Annotated in this window: 15 protein-coding genes; 5 read left to right on the top strand and 10 right to left on the bottom strand. The window is 72.9% G+C overall.

Annotated features, from left to right (window positions below):
- Positions 1-195 precede the first annotated feature (195 nt).
- The 3 genes from katG to ACIRB7_RS13015 all read right to left on the bottom strand — a co-directional run bounded on the left by katG (position 196) and on the right by ACIRB7_RS13015 (position 6,338).
- Positions 196-2,385 carry a catalase/peroxidase HPI gene (gene katG / locus ACIRB7_RS13025; RefSeq protein WP_403596622.1) on the bottom strand — a complete coding sequence of 730 codons (2,190 nt, stop codon included), beginning with the start codon at positions 2,383-2,385 and terminating at the stop codon, positions 196-198.
- Positions 2,386-2,634: 249 nt separating this feature from the next.
- Positions 2,635-4,197 carry a mucoidy inhibitor MuiA family protein gene (locus tag ACIRB7_RS13020; protein ID WP_403596619.1) on the bottom strand — a complete coding sequence of 521 codons (1,563 nt, stop codon included), beginning with the start codon at positions 4,195-4,197 and terminating at the stop codon, positions 2,635-2,637.
- Positions 4,198-4,205: 8 nt separating this feature from the next.
- Positions 4,206-6,338: a DUF4139 domain-containing protein gene (locus ACIRB7_RS13015; protein ID WP_403596616.1), complete on the bottom strand. Its 2,133-nt coding sequence runs from the start codon at positions 6,336-6,338 to the stop codon at positions 4,206-4,208.
- A gap of 126 nt (positions 6,339-6,464) precedes the next feature.
- Between ACIRB7_RS13015 and ACIRB7_RS13010 the strand changes: the two genes are divergently transcribed.
- Positions 6,465-7,943 (top strand): glutamate--cysteine ligase, encoded by a 1,479-nt coding sequence (locus ACIRB7_RS13010; protein WP_403596613.1) that lies wholly within the window; start codon positions 6,465-6,467, stop codon positions 7,941-7,943.
- 317 nt (positions 7,944-8,260) lie between these two features.
- Here the strand turns inward: ACIRB7_RS13010 and ACIRB7_RS13005 are convergent, their stop codons facing one another.
- The 4 genes from ACIRB7_RS13005 to ACIRB7_RS12990 all read right to left on the bottom strand — a co-directional run bounded on the left by ACIRB7_RS13005 (position 8,261) and on the right by ACIRB7_RS12990 (position 12,918).
- Complete coding sequence (locus ACIRB7_RS13005; RefSeq protein WP_403596610.1) at positions 8,261-9,175, bottom strand: S1 family peptidase; 915 nt, start codon at positions 9,173-9,175, stop codon at positions 8,261-8,263.
- A gap of 504 nt (positions 9,176-9,679) precedes the next feature.
- Positions 9,680-10,879, bottom strand: coding sequence for a serine hydrolase domain-containing protein (locus ACIRB7_RS13000; RefSeq protein ID WP_403596607.1), 1,200 nt, complete (start codon positions 10,877-10,879; stop codon positions 9,680-9,682).
- 120 nt (positions 10,880-10,999) lie between these two features.
- Positions 11,000-12,196 carry a macrolide family glycosyltransferase gene (locus ACIRB7_RS12995; protein WP_403596604.1) on the bottom strand — a complete coding sequence of 399 codons (1,197 nt, stop codon included), beginning with the start codon at positions 12,194-12,196 and terminating at the stop codon, positions 11,000-11,002.
- Between the two features lie 68 nt (positions 12,197-12,264).
- Complete coding sequence (locus ACIRB7_RS12990; protein WP_403596601.1) at positions 12,265-12,918, bottom strand: CatB-related O-acetyltransferase; 654 nt, start codon at positions 12,916-12,918, stop codon at positions 12,265-12,267.
- A gap of 111 nt (positions 12,919-13,029) precedes the next feature.
- Here ACIRB7_RS12990 and ACIRB7_RS12985 point away from each other — a divergent pair, with 111 nt between their 5' ends.
- Positions 13,030-13,656 (top strand): TetR/AcrR family transcriptional regulator, encoded by a 627-nt coding sequence (locus ACIRB7_RS12985; protein ID WP_403596598.1) that lies wholly within the window; start codon positions 13,030-13,032, stop codon positions 13,654-13,656.
- On the opposite strand, the gene ACIRB7_RS12980 is transcribed toward ACIRB7_RS12985, so the two are convergent.
- On the bottom strand, positions 13,626-14,264 hold the full coding sequence (locus tag ACIRB7_RS12980; RefSeq protein ID WP_403596595.1) for a TOPRIM nucleotidyl transferase/hydrolase domain-containing protein: 639 nt from the start codon (positions 14,262-14,264) through the stop codon (positions 13,626-13,628). The genes ACIRB7_RS12985 and ACIRB7_RS12980 overlap by 31 nt on opposite strands.
- A 206-nt stretch (positions 14,265-14,470) precedes the next feature.
- Between ACIRB7_RS12980 and ACIRB7_RS12975 the strand changes: the two genes are divergently transcribed.
- Positions 14,471-15,568, top strand: coding sequence for a glutamate--cysteine ligase (locus tag ACIRB7_RS12975; protein ID WP_403596593.1), 1,098 nt, complete (start codon positions 14,471-14,473; stop codon positions 15,566-15,568).
- A 204-nt stretch (positions 15,569-15,772) separates the two neighbouring features.
- On the opposite strand, the gene ACIRB7_RS12970 is transcribed toward ACIRB7_RS12975, so the two are convergent.
- Both ACIRB7_RS12970 and ACIRB7_RS12965 read right to left on the bottom strand, forming a co-directional pair.
- The gene (locus ACIRB7_RS12970) at positions 15,773-16,039 is read right to left on the bottom strand and encodes a DUF4235 domain-containing protein (protein WP_403596591.1); all 267 of its coding nucleotides are present in this window, start codon (positions 16,037-16,039) and stop codon (positions 15,773-15,775) included.
- Between the two features lie 98 nt (positions 16,040-16,137).
- On the bottom strand, positions 16,138-16,818 hold the full coding sequence (locus tag ACIRB7_RS12965) for a hypothetical protein (protein WP_403596588.1): 681 nt from the start codon (positions 16,816-16,818) through the stop codon (positions 16,138-16,140).
- Positions 16,819-16,921: 103 nt separating this feature from the next.
- Between ACIRB7_RS12965 and ACIRB7_RS12960 the strand changes: the two genes are divergently transcribed.
- Both ACIRB7_RS12960 and ACIRB7_RS12955 read left to right on the top strand, forming a co-directional pair.
- Positions 16,922-17,068, top strand: coding sequence for a hypothetical protein (locus ACIRB7_RS12960; protein WP_351906808.1), 147 nt, complete (start codon positions 16,922-16,924; stop codon positions 17,066-17,068).
- 53 nt (positions 17,069-17,121) lie between these two features.
- Positions 17,122-17,505, top strand: a complete 384-nt coding sequence (locus tag ACIRB7_RS12955) for an FhaA domain-containing protein (protein WP_403596585.1) — start codon at positions 17,122-17,124, stop codon at positions 17,503-17,505.
- Positions 17,506-17,555 lie beyond the last annotated feature (50 nt).

Raw genomic sequence — 17,555 nt, 5'->3', positions numbered from 1 at the left:
CCGCCCGCGCGCAGCGAGGTGGAGCAGCTGCGCGTACGAAGAGGGAGCAGACACGCGTACGCGTACGAATTCTACCCGCGAGGCCCTCCGCGCGGCCCGGCGCGACCAGGCCCCCGCCTGCCGCGACCGGCCCCGCGGCCCGGCGGCATCGGCGCGACCCGCGCCGGATACCGCCGGGCCGACCGGAACCCGGGATCAGGTCAGGTCGAACCGATCGAGGTTCATCACCTTGTCCCACGCCGCCACGAAGTCACGCACGAACTTCTCCCCCGCGTCCTGGGACGCGTAGACCTCCGCCAGGGCGCGGAGCTGGGAGTGGGAGCCGAAGACGAGGTCGACGGCGGTCGCGGTCCACCGGACCTCACCCGTCGTACGGTCCCGGCCTTCGAACACGTTCTCGTTCTCGGTCGACGCCTTCCACTCCGTGCCCATGTCCAGCAGGTTCACGAAGAAGTCGGTGGTCAACGCCCCCGGCCGGTCGGTGAACACACCGTGCCGGGCTCCCCGGAAGCCGGCGTCCAGGGCCCGCATACCACCGACCAGGACCGTCATCTCGGGAGCGGTCAGCGTCAACATGTTGGCCCGGTCGAGCAGCAGGGTCTCCGGCGACAGCTTCTCCCCGGCCGGGAGGTAGTTGCGGAACCCGTCCGCCCTCGGTTCGAGCACGGCGAACGACTCCACGTCGGTCTGCTCCTGCGACGCGTCCGTACGCCCCGGCGCGAAGGGGACCGTGATGTCGTACCCGGCGTTCCGCGCGGCCTGCTCGACGGCCGCGCAGCCGCCCAGGACGATCAGGTCGGCGAGCGACACCTTCACGCCGTCGGACCGGGAGGCCTCGAACTCCTGCCGGATCTGGTCGAGGGCCTGCACGGTCCCGGCCACCTCGGGCAGGTCGTTCACCTCCCAGTCCCGCTGCGGCGCGAGCCGGATCCGTGCGCCGTTGGCCCCGCCGCGCTTGTCGGTGCCGCGGAAGCTCGCCGCCGACGCCCACGCCGTGGTGACCAGCTGGGAGAGGGTCGGCCCGGAGGCGAGGATCCTGCCCTTGAGGTCGGCGAGGTCCGCGTCCGTGACCAGCGGGTGATCGACCGCGGGAACCGGGTCCTGCCACAGCTGCGGCTCGGGGATCCACGGGCCGAGGTAACGCGACACGGGCCCCATGTCGCGGTGCAACAGCTTGTACCAGGCCTTGCCGAACGCCTCCGCGAGCCTGTCCGGGTTCTCGTGGAAGCTCTTCGCGATCGGCCCGTAGACCGGATCCATCCTCAGCGCGAGGTCCGTCGTCAGCATCATGGGAGCGTGCCGCTTCGACGGGTCATGGGCGTCGGGCACCGTGTCCCGGGCCGAGGGATCCGTGGGCGTCCACTGCTTCGCGCCGGCCGGACTGGTCGTCAGTTCCCAGTCGTACCGGAAGAGGTTGTCCAGGTAGCCGTTGTCCCACTTCGTCGGCTCGGACGTCCACGCACCTTCGAGTCCACTGGTGAGCGCGTCGGCCCCGACGCCGCGGCCGCACGTGTTCCGCCAGCCGATGCCCTGCTGCTCGATGGGGGCGGCCTCCGGCTCCGGACCGATGTACTCCGGGTCGACCGCGCCATGGCACTTGCCGAACGTGTGGCCGCCGATGATGAGAGCGGCCGTCTCCTCGTCGTTCATCGCCATGCGCCCGAACGTCTCGCGAATGTCCCGGGCGGCGGCGATCGGATCCGGATTCCCGTTGGGACCCTCCGGATTGACGTAGATGAGCCCCATCTGCACGGCGCCGAAAGGCCCGGTGAGTTCCCGGTCGCCGCTGTACCGCTCATCTCCCAGCCAGGTGTCCTCCGGTCCCCAGAAGATCTCCTCGGGCTCCCAGACGTCCTTCCGGCCGAAACCGAAACCGAACGTCCTGAACCCCATGGATTCCATCGCGCAGTTACCGGCGAAGACCAGCAGATCGGCCCAGGAGATCTTCCGGCCGTACTTCTGCTTGACCGGCCAGAGCAGCCGGCGCGCCTTGTCGAGCGACGCGTTGTCCGGCCAGCTGTTCAGCGGAGCGAAACGCTGGGCGCCGTCGCCGCCACCGCCCCTGCCGTCCTCGATGCGGTACGTCCCCGCGGCGTGCCAGCTCATCCGGATGAAGAGCGGCCCGTAATGGCCGTAGTCGGCGGGCCACCAGTCCTGCGACGTCGTCATCACCTCGAAGACGTCCCGCTTCAGCGCGTCGACGTCCAGAGTCGCGAATTCCTTCGCGTAGTCGAAGTCCTCGTCCATCGGATCGGATTGGGGCGAATGCTGGTGGAGCACCTGGAGGTCCAGCTGATTCGGCCACCAGTCCCGATTCGTCCTGGGGCGGGTCGGCGTGGGAGCCGGGGAGGGGATTGCCGGGTTCTCGCTTTCGCTGCCGGACACGTCCGTCCTTCTTCCTGTCGCGGTGTTTCCGTCTGCTGGCCGCCTGCTCCTGACCTCGTCCGCTGCTCGGGGTCAAGACTGCGGCTCGGCGACCAAATGGTCGCGCACCGCGCACCTACCCGCTGAGAGAACACGCAGGGCACCACCGCGCAAGAAGCTGTCGAATTCCGAACCGCGCGCTCAGAACCCGCGCTCAGAGCCCGGCGCTGAGAACCCCACTCTCAGAACCCCGCGCTCGGAACCCCGCGCTCAGAGCCCGGCGACCTTGGCGCTCGCCGACAGCTCGTAGACCAGGGTGACCGTGCGGCGGCCCCCGGGCGGCAGAGGGACGTCCCAGCGGGCGATGCCCTCGGCGTCGACCGCGTCGGGAGCGGGCGAGCAGGCCTCCTCGCGCAGACGTACCTCCACGGCCGAGACCTCCGAGACAGGGATCCGCTCCCGCAGGACGACCACCCGCTCACCGAGCTCCCCGGGCGGAGAGAACCGCGACAGACTCAGCCGGACCGTGCGGGTCACCACGGTCCGCTGCGTGATCCCGGCGGTGTCGCGGGTCTCCTCGGTCTCCCGGACGACCCGGTGGTCGTCGCGGCTGCCGAAGGCCAGCTCCACCGGGGCGCCGGGGGTGGTGAAGTCCAACGTGCCGCGACCGCTGAAGCCACTGCCACGGACGAGGTCCACGGGGCCGGCGAGCAGCACGTGCCCGGACAGGTTGTCGAACCGCACCACCTGGGTGACCAGCGGGGAGAGCTCGGGCGAGCAGGCGTACTCGCTGCGCGCGGCCGTGGTGAAGGCGGAGAGCGGCACCCGGTGGGCGCGCCCGTCCGAGGGCACCGAGACCGGCGCGGGGGAGTGCAGCACCCGCGCCTCGCCACCGTCGTCGACCCCCGGCAGGCCGAGCACCGGGGCCGGACCCAGGTCCCGGATCTCCTCCTCGCGGAGTTCGACGTCGACCGTCCGGCGCTCCGCCGCCGTGCGGTCCTTGAGCGTCAGCCGGTCCTCCGTGAGACGCGGTGGCTCGGTGGCGAGCGCCGACCGGGCCGTCGACAGCGTCATCCGGACGTCGGACCAGTCCTCGCCGGTGTGCTGCCAGACGACCGCCTCCGTCTCCAGCGTCACGGAGTCCCCGTCGAGGACGGCCCGGTAGGCGGGCCGCCACAGCGCGCACGGGCTGAGATGGCTCAGGCGCAACCCGGCAGGCCCGGCGGCCGCGGCCTCCACGGTCAGCTCGATGTGCCCGACCAGCTCGGCGGGCTCCTCCTCCGTGACGTCCATGGCCCGCTGGACCTCACGGAGTTCGGCGACGAGCGCGGCCAGCCGGGCGGCCACGGTACGGAGCTGCTCGCCGTACGTGTCGCGCTCGGCGTCGATCCGGTCGAGTTCGCGGGCCCAGCGGGCACTTTCGGTCTCCCCGGAGCCGGCGCCCTCACCGATCTCCCGCAGGACGTCGGTGGCGAGGCGGCCGAGGAGGTCGAGCCGGGCCTGGAGCCGCTCGCGCCGCTTCTCCTGGTCGAGCCGCTCCTCCTCCAGGGCGTGCGCGCGGTGGCGCAGGGCGGAGTCCGCCTCGGCCGGCCGGCGGGGTCCCCGTGGCGTCCAGTCGCGGACGACGCGTACGTCGAGCACGGTGGCCGGGTGTCCGGAGGTCAGCTCGGCGTGGAGGGTGCGGTCGACGGCCAGCGCGCTGACCGGGCCGAGGCGCAGCCGCTGGACGCCGGCCTCCAGGTCGAGTGCGACGGTGCGCTCGATGTGGGCGCGGTCCTCCAGGAGGGTGACGGCGGTGACGGGGACGGCGATCGTCTTCGCGGCCGTGGACATGGGGTGTCTCAGCTCCTGCGGTTGCCGCCGACCAGGGCTTTGCCGGCCGGGATACGGATCTCGTAGCCGCCGTCGAGGGCGGTGGTGCCACCGGCGGGAAGCTCCACGCGCCGGACGCGGGTGCCGGGGGCGTGCTGCTCGGCCCCGGCGCCGTCGGCGGGCGCCGTCCAGCCGGCCCGCTCCTCGATGCGGACGTCCGCATCGGAGGCGACGGGCACGCGCTCGCGCACCTCGACGGTGACGGGTCGCGCGAGCCGGTTGGCCAGCTCCACGTGGACGTGGTGGTCGAGCACGGTGATGTTGTTGCGCAGCCCCGCGGTCGACTCGCGCAGGTTCGTACGGCGGGTGACCCGGATGCCCTCGGCAGGGCCGAGGCCCACCCGGCGGACACCCCCGGGGGCGAGCGTGGGCAGCGCGGTGGTGAGGAGGAAGTCGTCGTCGACGGTGACCTCCACGGGTCCGGCGAGCAACGCCTGGTCGGTGGCGTTGGAGAGCACGAGCGTCGCGTACACGGTCTGCTCCACGGACGGCACACAGAGGTACTCGGTGCGCAGACCGACCGGGATCTCGGCGACGGTGACGGTGTGCCAGGTCCCGTCCGACGGCACGTCGGCGCGGGCGGCCGCGTCGAAGCGGTGGTCGAACGAGCCCGCCGACTCGCGCGGGCGCACGGCGTGCCCGGGCAGCCGCAGTGAGGTCACCGCCTCGGCGCGGCGACGGTACTCGGCCGCCACCGCGTCGTACGGCGACGAGGGAAACAGGCGCCCCCGGCGAGCGCCCGGCTCGTCGGGGCCGCTGAGGACCAGGGCGGCGTAGTCGAGCTCGTCGCCGCTCGGCTGCGGCGGACCGGCCACCGGCGGGGGTGGCGGCGCGGCGCGGCCAGGCGCGGCGGGCCACGCGGGGGGCATGGAGGCGGGGGCAGGCGCCCCGGTGAAGGACGGAGCGGCGGCACGCGGCTCGGCGCCCGGCTGCCCGGGTCCGAAGGCGTACCCGCCGCCCGACATCGGCGGCGGGGCACCGTAGCCCTGGGGCGCCGACGGGGGCGGCGGAACCGGCCCGCCGTACCCCACCGACGGTGGGGGCGCCATCTCGTCGTACAGGGTGTCCTCCGGTACGGCCCCGCCGGCGGCCGCGGATCCGGCCGCGGAGCCGGGGGCGCCCCCGGCCCGCCGCCCGGCCGCGGCGCGCGGGGTGGGGCGGGGCTTGGCGGCCGTGTACCCGGCGAAGAGGTCGGAGAGCCCCGCCGGGGGTTCGCGCCAGCCGGAGGGCGCCGGGGCGGCCTGGCGCCGCCCGATCCGGACGGAACGGAGCCGCGGCAGGTCGGTGCGGCGTCGGAGGTCGGCGGTGGCCAGGGCGATGCGCACCCCGCTCCAGTCCTCGCCGGTGCGCTGGGCGACCGAGGCACGCAGCACCAGACGGCCGGTGTCGTCGCCCTGACGGTGGGTGAGACGGTAGGTCGGGACCCAGACCGCGCCCGGCACCCCGTACTCGAGGTCGAGTCGCACCTCGGCGTCAGCGGCGTCCGCGGTGCCAGTGGGCCCCGCGAGCGTCACGAGCGCGGAGACCGTGGTGTTCACGTGCGCCGCCGGCGCGTCCGTGGAGGCGCGGTCGAGCCTGTCGGCGGCGACGGTGAGCTCGTGCTCGGCGTCGAGCAGCGCACGCTCGAGCTCGGCGAGACGCGCGTGCAGTGCGGTCAGCCGCTCGTCGACGAAGTCGGCGAGCTCCAGCCACGCGTCGACCGGGGTACGGCGGTGCGGATCGTCGCGCTTGCGGCCCGGCGGCACCGGGTGCAGACCCCTGACCTCCGCGATCAGACCCAGCTGCCGGTCCCGGCGCCCCTCCGCCGCCGCGTACGCGTCGCGCAGCCGTTCGACCTCGCGCCGCAAGGCGTCGGACGCGTCACCGTCGTCGGCGCCGGGCGCCTCGACCTCCACCCGGGCCTCGGTGACCCGCACCCCGGTCGCGCCCAGGACTCGGGCGCGCAGTGAGCCCGGGTCGAGCGTCCGGGGCAGCCCCGTCACCCGTACCCGGCCGTCCGGAGGCACGACGCCCCCGGCGAGCCGGTGGCAGAGCGCGCCTTGCGCGTACACCACGACCGAATCGAGGGTCGATCCCCACCTCGGTGCCGTATCAGCCGTCATGAGCCCCGCCCCCCGTCGTGTCCATGCTGAGCGAAGCCTACGCCCGAGCCGTCCGGTGGTTGGGCCGCCCCCGGAGTGGGACGCTGTGAGGTGGGGGTCCGTGCCGACGAGACTCGGGAGGGACCGATGGGGCGTGATGTCCCGGCGTCTGAGTTCACCCGCGACGACCGTCGCCGGTTCCGGAACAAGGTGCACACCTGCCTCGACGTGTTCGCGCGGATGCTGCGGGAGTCGCGGTTCGACTTCGAGCGGCCCCAGGTGGGCCTGGAGATCGAACTGAACCTCGTGGACGCCGACGCCGAGCCCGCGATGCGCAGCACGGAGGTCCTGGAGGCGCTCGCGGATCCGTCCTGGTCGACCGAGCTCGGCCGGTTCAATCTGGAGATCAACATCGAGCCGCGGCGCCTCACGGCGGGCGGCCCCGACTCCTGGGAGCAGGAGATCCGCGAGGCGCTCAACCACGCCGAGGAGAAGGCCTCGGCGATCGGCGCGCATCTCGTCATGGTCGGGATCCTGCCGACGCTCGAGCTGTCGGACGTGGGCCCGGAGTCGCTCTCCGAGAACCCGCGCTACCACCTCCTGAACGAGCAGATCTTCGCCGCGCGGGGCGAGGACCTCCTGATCTCGGTGGACGGGGTGGAGCGCCTCCGGACCTACGTGGAGACCATCACGCCGGAGGCGGCCTGCACCAGCACCCAGTTCCATCTGCAGGTCGCGCCAGACGAGTTCGCGGACTACTGGAACGCCGCGCAGGCCGTCGCGGGGGTGCAGGTGGCCCTGGCGGCGAACTCGCCGTTCCTGTTCGCGAAGGAGCTGTGGCGCGAGACGCGCATCCCGCTGTTCGAACAGGCCACCGACACCCGGCCGCACGAGATCAGGGTGCAGGGGGTACGGCCCCGGGTCTGGTTCGGGGAGCGGTGGATCACCTCCGTCTTCGACCTCTTCGAGGAGAACGCGCGGTACTTCCCGGCGCTGCTGCCCCTGTGCGACGACGAGGACCCCGAGGAGACCCTCGACCGCGGCGGCGTCCCCGGTCTCGCCGAACTCACCCTCCACAACGGGACGGTCTACCGCTGGAACCGCCCCGTCTACGCCGTCGTCGACGGCGTTCCGCATCTGCGCGTGGAGAACCGGGTGCTGCCCGCCGGCCCCACGGTGGCCGACGTCCTTGCGAACGGCGCCTTCTACTACGGTCTCGTCCGCGCCCTCGTCGAAGAGGACCGGCCCGTCTGGTCCCGGATGTCGTTCGCGGCGGCGGAGGAGAACCTGCACACCGCCGCACGGCACGGCATCGACGCGCAGCTGTACTGGCCCGGCATGGGCGAAGTTCCGGTGACCGAGCTGGTGCTGCGGCGCCTGCTGCCGCTGGCGAACCGAGGCCTCGAACGGCTCGGCATGGACGTGGCCCGCCGGGAGCCGCTGCTCGGCATCATCGAGCAGCGGTGCGTCAGCGGCCGCAACGGCGCGGTGTGGCAGTCCGAGATGTTCCACCACCTCCACGACACCGTCCACGTGGACCGGCATCAGGCCCTGCGTCGGATGACACAGCAGTACATCGAGTACATGCACCTGAACGCTCCGGCGCACACCTGGCCGGTCGAGTGACTCCGACGGCCCTGGTGGCGACTTCGGTCGTGCCCCCGGTGGTGACCCGGGGACCCCGGTGGCGGCCCTGGTGGTGACAACACCAGGAGCAACTGCCGCTCCCCACCGGACCGGCGCCGCGGACACGATGGCGTCATGAACCCACGTACCGCACCCACCGTCCCGCGCCCATGAGCAGGCCTACGACGCGGACGCCCGTGAGCGGCTGATGACGCTGACGGACGGGCTCGTGGCCGCCGGCGCCGGCCGGCCGGCCACGCACTGAGGAGGCCGGCGGGCCCCGAGGGGACCGCCGGCCTCTGTGGGTCGCGTGCTGGCTAGAAGACGCTCACGCCGTACGCGCTCAGGGCCTCCGTCACCGGCTGGAAGAACGTGGTGCCGCCGCTGGAGCAGTTGCCGCTGCCGCCGGAGGTCAGGCCCAGCGCGGTGCTGCCGGAGAAGAGCGCGCCGCCGCTGTCACCCGGCTCGGCGCAGACGTTGGTCTGGATCATGCCGTAGACGATGTCGCCGCCGCCGTAGTTGACGGTCGCGTTGAGTCCGGTGACCGTGCCGCCGCGCAGGCCGGTGGTGCTGCCGCTGCGCTGCACCGACTGGCCCACGGAGGCGTTGCCCGCGCTGGTGATGTCGCGGTAGCTGCCGTTGTAGAGGTAGACCCGGCCGTCCGCCGCCGAGGCGTTGGAGTGGCGGATGATGCCGTAGTCGTTGGTCGGGAAGCTGGAACCGGCGCGGGTGCCGAGCACCGTGGTGTTGGCCGAGTTGGTGTACCAGGTGCTGCCGATGTTGGTGCAGTGACCCGCGGTGAGCGCGTAGTAGGTCGAGCCGCTGCGGACGTTGAAGCCGAGCGAGCAGCGTCCGCCGCCGGCGTAGATGGCCTGGCCGCCCGCGATGAGCTTGTTGAACGTGCCGGGTGTCCGCTTGATCTCCAGGGAGGAGGCGCGGTCGCCTGCCGCCTGCTTGATCTTGGCGATCTCGGCGGCGGAGACGGTGGAGTCGGCGGTGAGCACGATCTTGCCGGTCGCCTGGTCGGTGTACCACGCGGTGCCGGGCACGTCGGCCCCGCGTACGGCCTGGTCGGCGGCGGCGAGCTGGGTGGCGGTGGCCCGGCCGTCCCCGGCCGTGGCCGCGGACGAGCTGGGTACGGCGAGCGCCGAGGCGGCGAGCAGCGCGGAGGCCACGGCGATCAGCCGTGCGCCCTTGACTGCGCCGAGGGGGGAGAGTCGCTTGAGGTTCACTGGATCCTCCGGTGGGGGAGTGGGGGGAATCGCTGGGTGGGCGACCCCGTGGCGGCGAGCGGACGGGTTCCCGACGGCACCGAGCCCGCCATGAACCTGTCAATCTCGACAGGGGGAATCCTCGAAGCAGGCGCTCCTGACGGCAAGAACGCCTTTCAGCCGATCTACGCGCGTCGGCGCGGCCCGGGGTGCGACGGGAGCGCATCGCACCGGAGTCGTCGGCCGTGGCCGGTGCGAGGAGACGGAACGGCGCAAACGCTTGCCGGAATTTGCTGACTGTTTTTCAGGAAGGCCACCTGACCCGGTGGGTGGGGGCCTGCGGTCGTACGGCGGAGGCGTAGCGGGTGCACAGATCCGGCCGTGGCCTTGGGGCGTACGGAAAGCCCTTGCTGTGCGGGAGAGGGGCCGTCCACGGGTCCGCCGGGCACGGGTGGCCGCCCCTCAATGTCGCGATCGTTCCCTCCGTCCTGGGCGAACGGATGTCCGGATTCCGTCGCCGGCGGGTCAGAGCGCCGCGTACACGGCCTCGACGAGGGCCATTTTGCGGGGATCGTCCGCGATCCGGGGGCCCATACGGTTCATCACATAGCCCAGCGAGACACCCGACTCCGGGTCCGCGAGGCCGCAGGAGCCCCCGAAGCCGTCATGGCCGAATGCCCGCGGGTTGGGGCCGTAGGAGGCGTTGGGTCCACTGAGCCAGAGGCCGAGCGCGCACTCCGTGTCGTGGGCGAAGCCCGCGCCCAGGACCAGGTCTCGGCCTGCCCCCTGCCCCTCGCGGGCCCGTTCGGCGGCGGCTTCGGACAGGATCCGGCGCTCGCCGGACCGGCCCCGCCCGGCGAAGATCCCGTACAGCTGGGCGACCGCGCGGGCCGTCCCGTGACCATTGGCCGCGGGCAGTTCGGCGGCGCGCCACTCGGGGCTGTTGGCCTGGGTGGCGCCCACCAGCGGATTGGCCAGGGCGGCCCGCGCCGCGGGCTCCAACTGGGCGAAGATCGCGGCCTGTTCGCCGGCGCTCGAGGCGCGGGGGTGGACGAGCTCGGCCGCCCGGTCCGTTTCCCGCTTCGGGAGGCCGATGGTGAGGTCGATGCCGAGGGGCCCGGTGATCTCGTCGCGGAGGAACGCGCCGGGCAGCCGCCCCGTGATGCGCCGGATCACCTCACCGACCAGGAACCCGTAGGTCATGGCGTGGTAGCCGGAGCGGGTGCCGGGTTCCCACCACGGTTCCGTCGCCGCGAGCCGGGCGGTCGTCACCTCCCAGTCGTAGAACTCCGCGAGCGAGAGCGGCTCACGCAGGCCGGCGAGGCCCGCGCGGTGGGACAGGAGATGGCGTACGGGGAGTTTCTCCTTGCCGGCGGCCGCGAACTCCGGCCAGTACGAGGCCACCGGCGCGTCCAGGTCGAGCAGCCCCCGGTCCGCGAGGAGGTGGGCGCAGAGGGCGGTCACGCCCTTGGTCGTGGACCAGACGTTGACCACGGTGTCGCGTTCCCAGCGCCGCGTACGGGCGGGGTCCGCCCAGCCGCCCCACAGGTCGACCACGGTCTCGCCGTGGACCTGGACGGTCACGGCGGCGCCGAGCTCCTCTCGCGTACGGAAGTTGGCCTCGAAGGCCTCCCGTACGGCGCCGAAGCGAGGGTCGCAGTGCCCCTCCACCGTGGGCTCGACCGCGGCCTTGGCGCGGCCGCGGATCTCTGCTGGCTCGGGCATGACGTCCTCCGGGATGCTCGACGGTCGCGAGCAACATACCGACTGGTCGGACCGGAGGGAAGGGCGCGCACGGCCGGCCCGTCCCTGTTCCCGTGAGGAAGCCGAGTGATGCGACAGCGCTCAGAGCGCGGAGCCCTCGGCCGCGGCCAGCATGTCCTCGATGAGGTCGGCGGCGCGCCGGGTTCCGCCCTCGGCCCGGGCGGCGGCCTGCAATCGCTGGGACCGTTCGACGCGTTCCGGATCCGTGACCAGGTCGTGAAGTGCCGCGCGAAGCGTCTCGGCGGTGGCGTCGGCGGTGTCCACACGGCGGGCGACGCCGAGTTCCACGAGCCGGTCGGCGTTCATGAACTGCTCGGCCCCCTGCGGCACGGCGATCATGGGGACACCGGCCAGGAGCCCTTCGCCGCAGCCGCCCATCCCGGCTTGGGTGACGAAGGCGTCGGCCTGTTCCAGGATCGCCCGCTGCGGGACCCAGGAGTGCACCTCGACGTTGGCCGGTACGGCACCGAGTTCCCCGGGATCGGTGTACTTGCCGATCTGGAGCACGACGTGCCAGCCGGGCAGGTCGCCGAAGGCGGCGACGCACTGGCGGTAGAACGCGGGCCGGTGCGTGTACGCCGAGCCGAGCGAGATCAGCAGCACACGGTCTGCGGCCACCGGCCGGGTCCAGCCGTCCGTGTCCGCGCGGGCGTCGAAGCAGGGGCCGACGAAGGTCACCGTGTCGGGGTCGACTCGATCGGCGTGCGGCTGCATCGCCCGCGGGATCAGGGCGAGGGCCCGGGCGGGCGGCCCGGAGAAGGCGTCCACGTCCGTGGTCGTCGCCCCGCACTCCTCGAGCCACCGCGCGAACCTCTCCCGGTAGGCGGCGGCGCCCGGCAACTTCCACAGCTGCGCCGCGACTTCCTTCTCGTAACCGTCCCAGCCGACGAACGTCGGGGACAACTGGAGGAGCGGGCGGCCCTGCGCTTCGGCGAGCGCGCGGGCGGCATAGGCGCCGATGTCGTAGAGGTACAGGTCGGCCGGATCGTCGTCGTAGGCGGCGCGCAGTCGCGGGAGTGCCTGGACGGCGTCGTCGAGGAAGAGGCTCGCCGCGGCGATGGGATCGGCGGGCCAGTCGTTGTCGGCGACGGGCAACGTGGAGGCGCAGGGCACCAGTTCCGCGCCGGCGGAGTCGACCAGGTCGGCCACGAACAGGTCGTTGGCGTAGGTGACGCGGTGCCCGCGGGCCACCAGCTCACGGACGAGCGCGAGGCTGGGCAGCACATGGCTGACGACGGGGACGCCGACCATCGCGATATGGGCGCGGCGAGGGGGCATGGGCGATCACTCGTTTCTGGCGCAGGACGGGGGCGGGCGGTGTGACGCGGTGAGACGAGGACGTGGTGTCAGGGCCGGTCGATCCGCGCGGCGGCCTCCTCCAGGTCGGCGACGGTCCCCGACATGATCGTCCGTACGTGCTCGGTGATGTGCCGCACGGGCCAGTCCCACCACGCCACGGCGAGGAGCCGGGCGACGTCCGCGGCGTCGTAGCGGGTACGGATGAGCCGGGCCGGGTTGCCGCCGACGATGCCGTAGTCGGGGACGTCGCCGGTGACCACGGCGCCGGCGGCGATGATCGCGCCGTGGCCGATCCGTACGCCGGGCATCACCGTGGCGCCGTGCCCGAACCAGACGTCGTTGCCGACGACGGTGTCGCCGCGGCCCGGCAGGCCGGTGATCAGGTCGAAGTGCTCGGCCCAGGAGCCGCCCATGGTGGGGAAGGGGAACGTGGACGGGCCGTCCATCCGGTGGTTGGCGCCGTTCATGAGGAACCGCGTGCCTGTGCCCAGCGCGCAGTACTTGCCGATGACAAGCCGCTCGGGCCCGTAGTGGTACAGCACGTTGCGCTTCTCGAACGCGGTCGGGTCCTCCGGATCGTCGTAGTACGAGAAGTCACCGACCTCGATCAACGGCGACTTCACCAACGGCTTGAGCAGGACGACGCGGGGGTGCTCGGGCATCGGGTGGAGCACGGTGGGATCGGCGGGAACGAGCGGCATCGGGAAGGTGGTTCCTCTCGAAAGTGCGGAGCCGGGCCGCTATTGCGACACTTGCTGCTTTAAGATGCTGGCACAGCCCCTCACGTCGATCAACCGGATACGGGATTCCCGATGACAGACACGACGGCCACGCCGCCGGACCGCCGTCCGGGCGGTCGCACCGCCCGCATCCGCGCCCAGGTCCTCGACGCGGTGCGCGCCGAACTCGCCGAGAGCGGACACGAAGGACTCACGATGGAGGGTGTCGCCACCCGCGCGGGAGTGCACCGCGCCACGGTCTACCGGCGCTGGCGCGATGTGGGCGGCCTGCTCGTCGACGTCATCGACGCCGCCGGCGAGATCGACTGGCAGCCACCGGACACCGGCTCCCTGCGCGGCGATCTCACGGCCCTCAACCAGGAGATCCAGGAGTCCCTGGTCGTACGACCGTCGTTCGCCGTCGCCCTGATGGCCGCCTCGTTCCACTCCGAACAGGCCGCGCGGGCCCAGACGCAGCTGTGGGCGGACCGGTACGCCCAGTGCGAGATCCTCGTCGAGCGCGCCGTCGAGCGCGGCGAACTCCCCGCACGGCCCATCGACGCACGGAGCCTGCTGATCGCCGCCACGGCGCCGCTCTACCACCAGCTGGTACTCCTGCGCGCCGATCCCGACCCGCGTCTCCCGGAACAGGCCGCGGCGGCGGCGGTGCTGGCGGCCGCCGCGGGTGCCTACGCCGTCCGTCGGGAAGAGAGCGTGTGATCGAGGAGCTCGACGAGCGGCGCCGGAACCTGCTCGGGGGCGAGGGATTCCGCCAGGAGAAGGCCGTAGCGGATCTTGCGGCCCTTCTTCGTGCCGAGGAAGCGGCGCAGCTGCCGGTGCCGGGGCCGGCCGTGCTGCGCGGGCTGGTTCAGGAACGTCTGCCAGGCACGCAGATCGCCCTCCGCCCCGATGATCTCCTCGACCCTCGCCGTCCCCAGCGCCCGGATGAACTCGTCCTCCAGATCCGCCACGCACACGAAGAACCCCCCGGACGACACCCCGGCCCGCCGCAGAGCACGGTCGTAGTAGCGCTGCTCGCGCTCGTCGCACAGGCCGGTCAGACGCAGGCCGAGACCGGACGGCCCGAGCAGGTCGGCATAGCGCCCCACGCTCATCGCCCCGCCCATCGACACCACGGCCACCCCTTCGGCGGCGAGGTCCCCGCCGTGCAGCGCGGCCAGCGCCTCGACGGCCGCCAGGTCGCTCGGCCCCTCAAGGAGCACCGCCGTCCGCAGTCCCAGCCGCGCCGCCAGATCACGCGCCGGTTCGCCGGGCCCGCCCGCCGCCCAGCGATCGACCGCGTCCCGGAACGCCCACATGTCCACCATGGAGCGAGTCTGCCCGCCCGCCGACCGTCGGACCAGGCATTATCCGGTGCGGGAACCGCGATCCGACCCGCGCCCCCTTCGTACGGGGGCTTCGCCCTCGCCGAAGTGGGCATACGCGAGACGTCCCGGTCTCGCAACCGCTGGGGGCCTCCACCGGGGGCGGCCGGCGGGGCGGGACGTCCCGTTTTTTTCGTACAGGAGCGTCCATGCGCACAGTAGGTGTCGAGGAGGAGCTGATGCTCGTCAACGCGAAGACGGGCGAGCCCTTCGCCGTCTCGTCGGCGGTGCTCGCGTCAGCGGCCCTGACCGGGGACGAGGCGGGGGAGAGCTTCGAGAAGGAGCTGCACCAGGAGCAGCTGGAGTTCTCCACCCGGCCGATGAAGGACATGGGCGAGCTGCGGGACGAGATCGTCCGCCTGCGCGGCGAGGCGCTGCGGTACGCGCGCGGGGCCGGCGCGCTCGTCGCGGCCCTCGCGACCTCCCCGCTCCCCGTGGAACCCTCCCGTCAGCTGGGCCTCAGGTACCGGTGGATGGCCGAGCAGTTCGCCCTCACCACCCGGGAACAGCTGACGTGCGGGTGCCATGTGCACGTGGCCGTGGACTCCGACGAGGAAGGGGTCGCCGTCCTCGACCGGATCCGGCCCTGGCTCTACCTCCTGAACGCACTCAGCGGCAACTCGCCGTTCTGGCAGGGGCAGGACAGCGGCTACAGCAGCTACCGCAGCCGCGTGTGGAACCGCTGGCCGTCCGCGGGACCGTACGAACTCTTCGGGAGCGCGGAGCGGTACCACGAGGAGGTGCGGGACATGCTGGCGACCGGAGTCCTGCGCGACCCCGGCATGATCTACTTCGACGCCCGGCTCTCCGCCAACTTCCCGACCGTCGAGATCAGGGTCGCCGACGTCTGTCTGGAACCCGGCACGACCGTGCTCGTCGCCACCCTCGCCCGAGGCCTCGTGGAGACCGCCGCCCGCGCCTGGCGCAACGGCGAGCCCGCTCCCCGTATCTCCGCCGGTCTGCTGCGACTGGCCTCGTGGCGCGCCGCCCGGTCCGGGCTCAAGGGGCCGCTCGTCCACCCGGTGACCATGGAGGAGACCGGCGCCGACGCGGCCTTCGAGGCCCTCCTCCGGTACACCGAGGAGGCACTGCGGGACGCCGGAGACCTCGACGCGGCCCGCCAGGGAATCGCCGCCCACCTGGCCGGCGGAAGCGGCGCGGACCGCCAGCGCGCCCTGCTCGACGAGGGCCTGCCCCTCGACGAGGTCGTACGGGCCTGCGCCCGGATCACGACCGCGACGACGTGAGGTCCCTCGGGGGTGAGGCTCCCTCGGGGCCTCAGCCCCGGGGGTCCTCGGAGCGAGGCGCCCCGCACGAAGGCCCCCGCCGGGGAGGCGGGGGCCTTCGTGCGGGTGGGATCTCGTGGCGCGGCTCACCTGAAGGCCCCCGCCTGGTGAGACGGGGGCCTTCGTGTGAGCAGGGGGCCGCAGGCGGCGCCCCGCGCCGGGCGGTCAGGCCGGCCAGACGCCCGTGACGCGTCGCACCGCCGTGGCCCCGCCGCGGTCGACGGCGGCCCTCACCACGGCGAAGATCGCACCCTGCAGCGCGGCGGCGATCAGGATCTCGCGCCAGCGCCTGTCCTCGTCGGTGGCGTTCGGCGCGTCGTCGTCGTGCCCCAGGACCTGCCAGGCCTTCTTGAACGCGGCTGCCGCGAGCAGACCGCCCCCGGTGCCCAGGGCGAGCGACACCGGCTTGAACACGAGACGTGATCGTTGCATGACCTCTTCACCTTCCCTCGGACTCATGCCCCGGCTACCCCGGCGACGGACTCGCATGCCTCCGCTCAGGTCCCGGCGACGGACCCGCATGCCTCCGCTCAGGTCCCGGCGGCGGACCCGCATGCCTCCGCCCGGGTGAGGCCCGCGAGCGCCAGGGCCCTGGCGACGGCCGGCGGGTCCAGCGGCTCGTCGTCGGGATCGGTCGGCCGCAGCCGCTCCAGGAGCAGCCCCGCCTCCAGCCGGTGCGCCTCCGCGTCCGCCAGGAGACCGTCCGCGTCCACCCCGCCGACCGTGTCGTCGACGTAGTCCGACAGCTCCCCGAGCACCCGGCCCCGCTCCACGAAGCCGCTCATGCCGCAGTCCAGACCGTCGTCACGCAGGCCGTCCGGGTAGGGCGCGCGGGCCCACACCCCGTTCTCGTACCAGTAGACGCAGCCCAGCTCGTACCCCGTGAGCCGGTCGCGCAGCTCGTCGTACGGGAGCCAGTCCGGGCCGCCCGCCAGCATGTCGATCGGCGGCTCGTTCCACTTCACGCCGCTCGACTCGTCCTCGCCGTAGAGCACGTACCGGCCCTCGCCCATCCGGGACATGGTCCACCAGGTGCAGCCGGAGTCGTCGTGGTGAAGCCTCTCGGCGTCGATCCAGAGGCCGGTGCGGTAACCGCTGCCGCGTTCCTCCTCCTCGGTGGTCGCCCGGACGGCGGCGAGCAGCGCCCAGCGGGCCCACAGCGCCTCGCCCCGAGGCAGGTCCTGCGGCAGTCCGGGCCGGTGAATGGTCATGCGTCCCCCAGGTGTTCTCGTGCCGGGTACTCGTCGTGAGATGCCCGCACATTTTTACGGCATCCCAGGGTAGGAGGACCGCACACGGCCCCAAGGAGGACCCATGTCCGGACTCATCGCACGCATCAAGCAGTTCACCCGCAGCCCGCAGGGACAGCGGACGATCGCTTCGGCCCGGCGCGCCGCCGCCGACCCCCGCAAGCGCGACCAGGCGCGCAGGCTGCTGGGGCGGCTGCGCGGACGACGGTGACGGGCGGGCACGCGGCCGGGAGAGGGCGCTCGGCCGGGGGCGGGCTCTCGCGGGTGGAACGAGCCCTGGAACGCTGGCAGAAGGCCCTGCTCTCCAAGGTCCGTCACCGCGAGCACGTCGAGTTGGTGGCCGCCCTGCACCACGAGTGCGACGACCACGCCGTGGTGTGCAGCGAGAGCAGAGTGGTCGTGCCGAACGCCTACGAGGTGGAACTGGACACCCGGGTCGCCGAGGAACTGACGCGCCGCGGCGGCGGTGACGTGGGGGAGGCGCTGACGGACGACCTGGCCCGCCACGGGGAGCGGAAGGGTTACGAGTGGGCCGGGCCGCTGACGGTCCGCGTCACCCCGGCGGAGCGTCCGCCCGGCGACCCGTACCGGGTGAGCAGCAGCCCTATGCCCCACGTACGGGCCGATGCCTTTCCGACGGACGGCTGACGGCTGACGGCCCCTTCGCTCAGGGTGCCCGACCGGCGGAGCCCGCGTGA

Origin of the sequence: Streptomyces sp. NPDC093795, assembly GCF_044764665.1 — a bacterium.
In the GTDB taxonomy this organism is placed as follows: Bacteria; Actinomycetota; Actinomycetes; order Streptomycetales; family Streptomycetaceae; genus Streptomyces.
The sequence above is the reverse complement of the archived record's forward strand: the minus strand, read 5'-3'. Positions and strand labels throughout refer to the sequence as shown.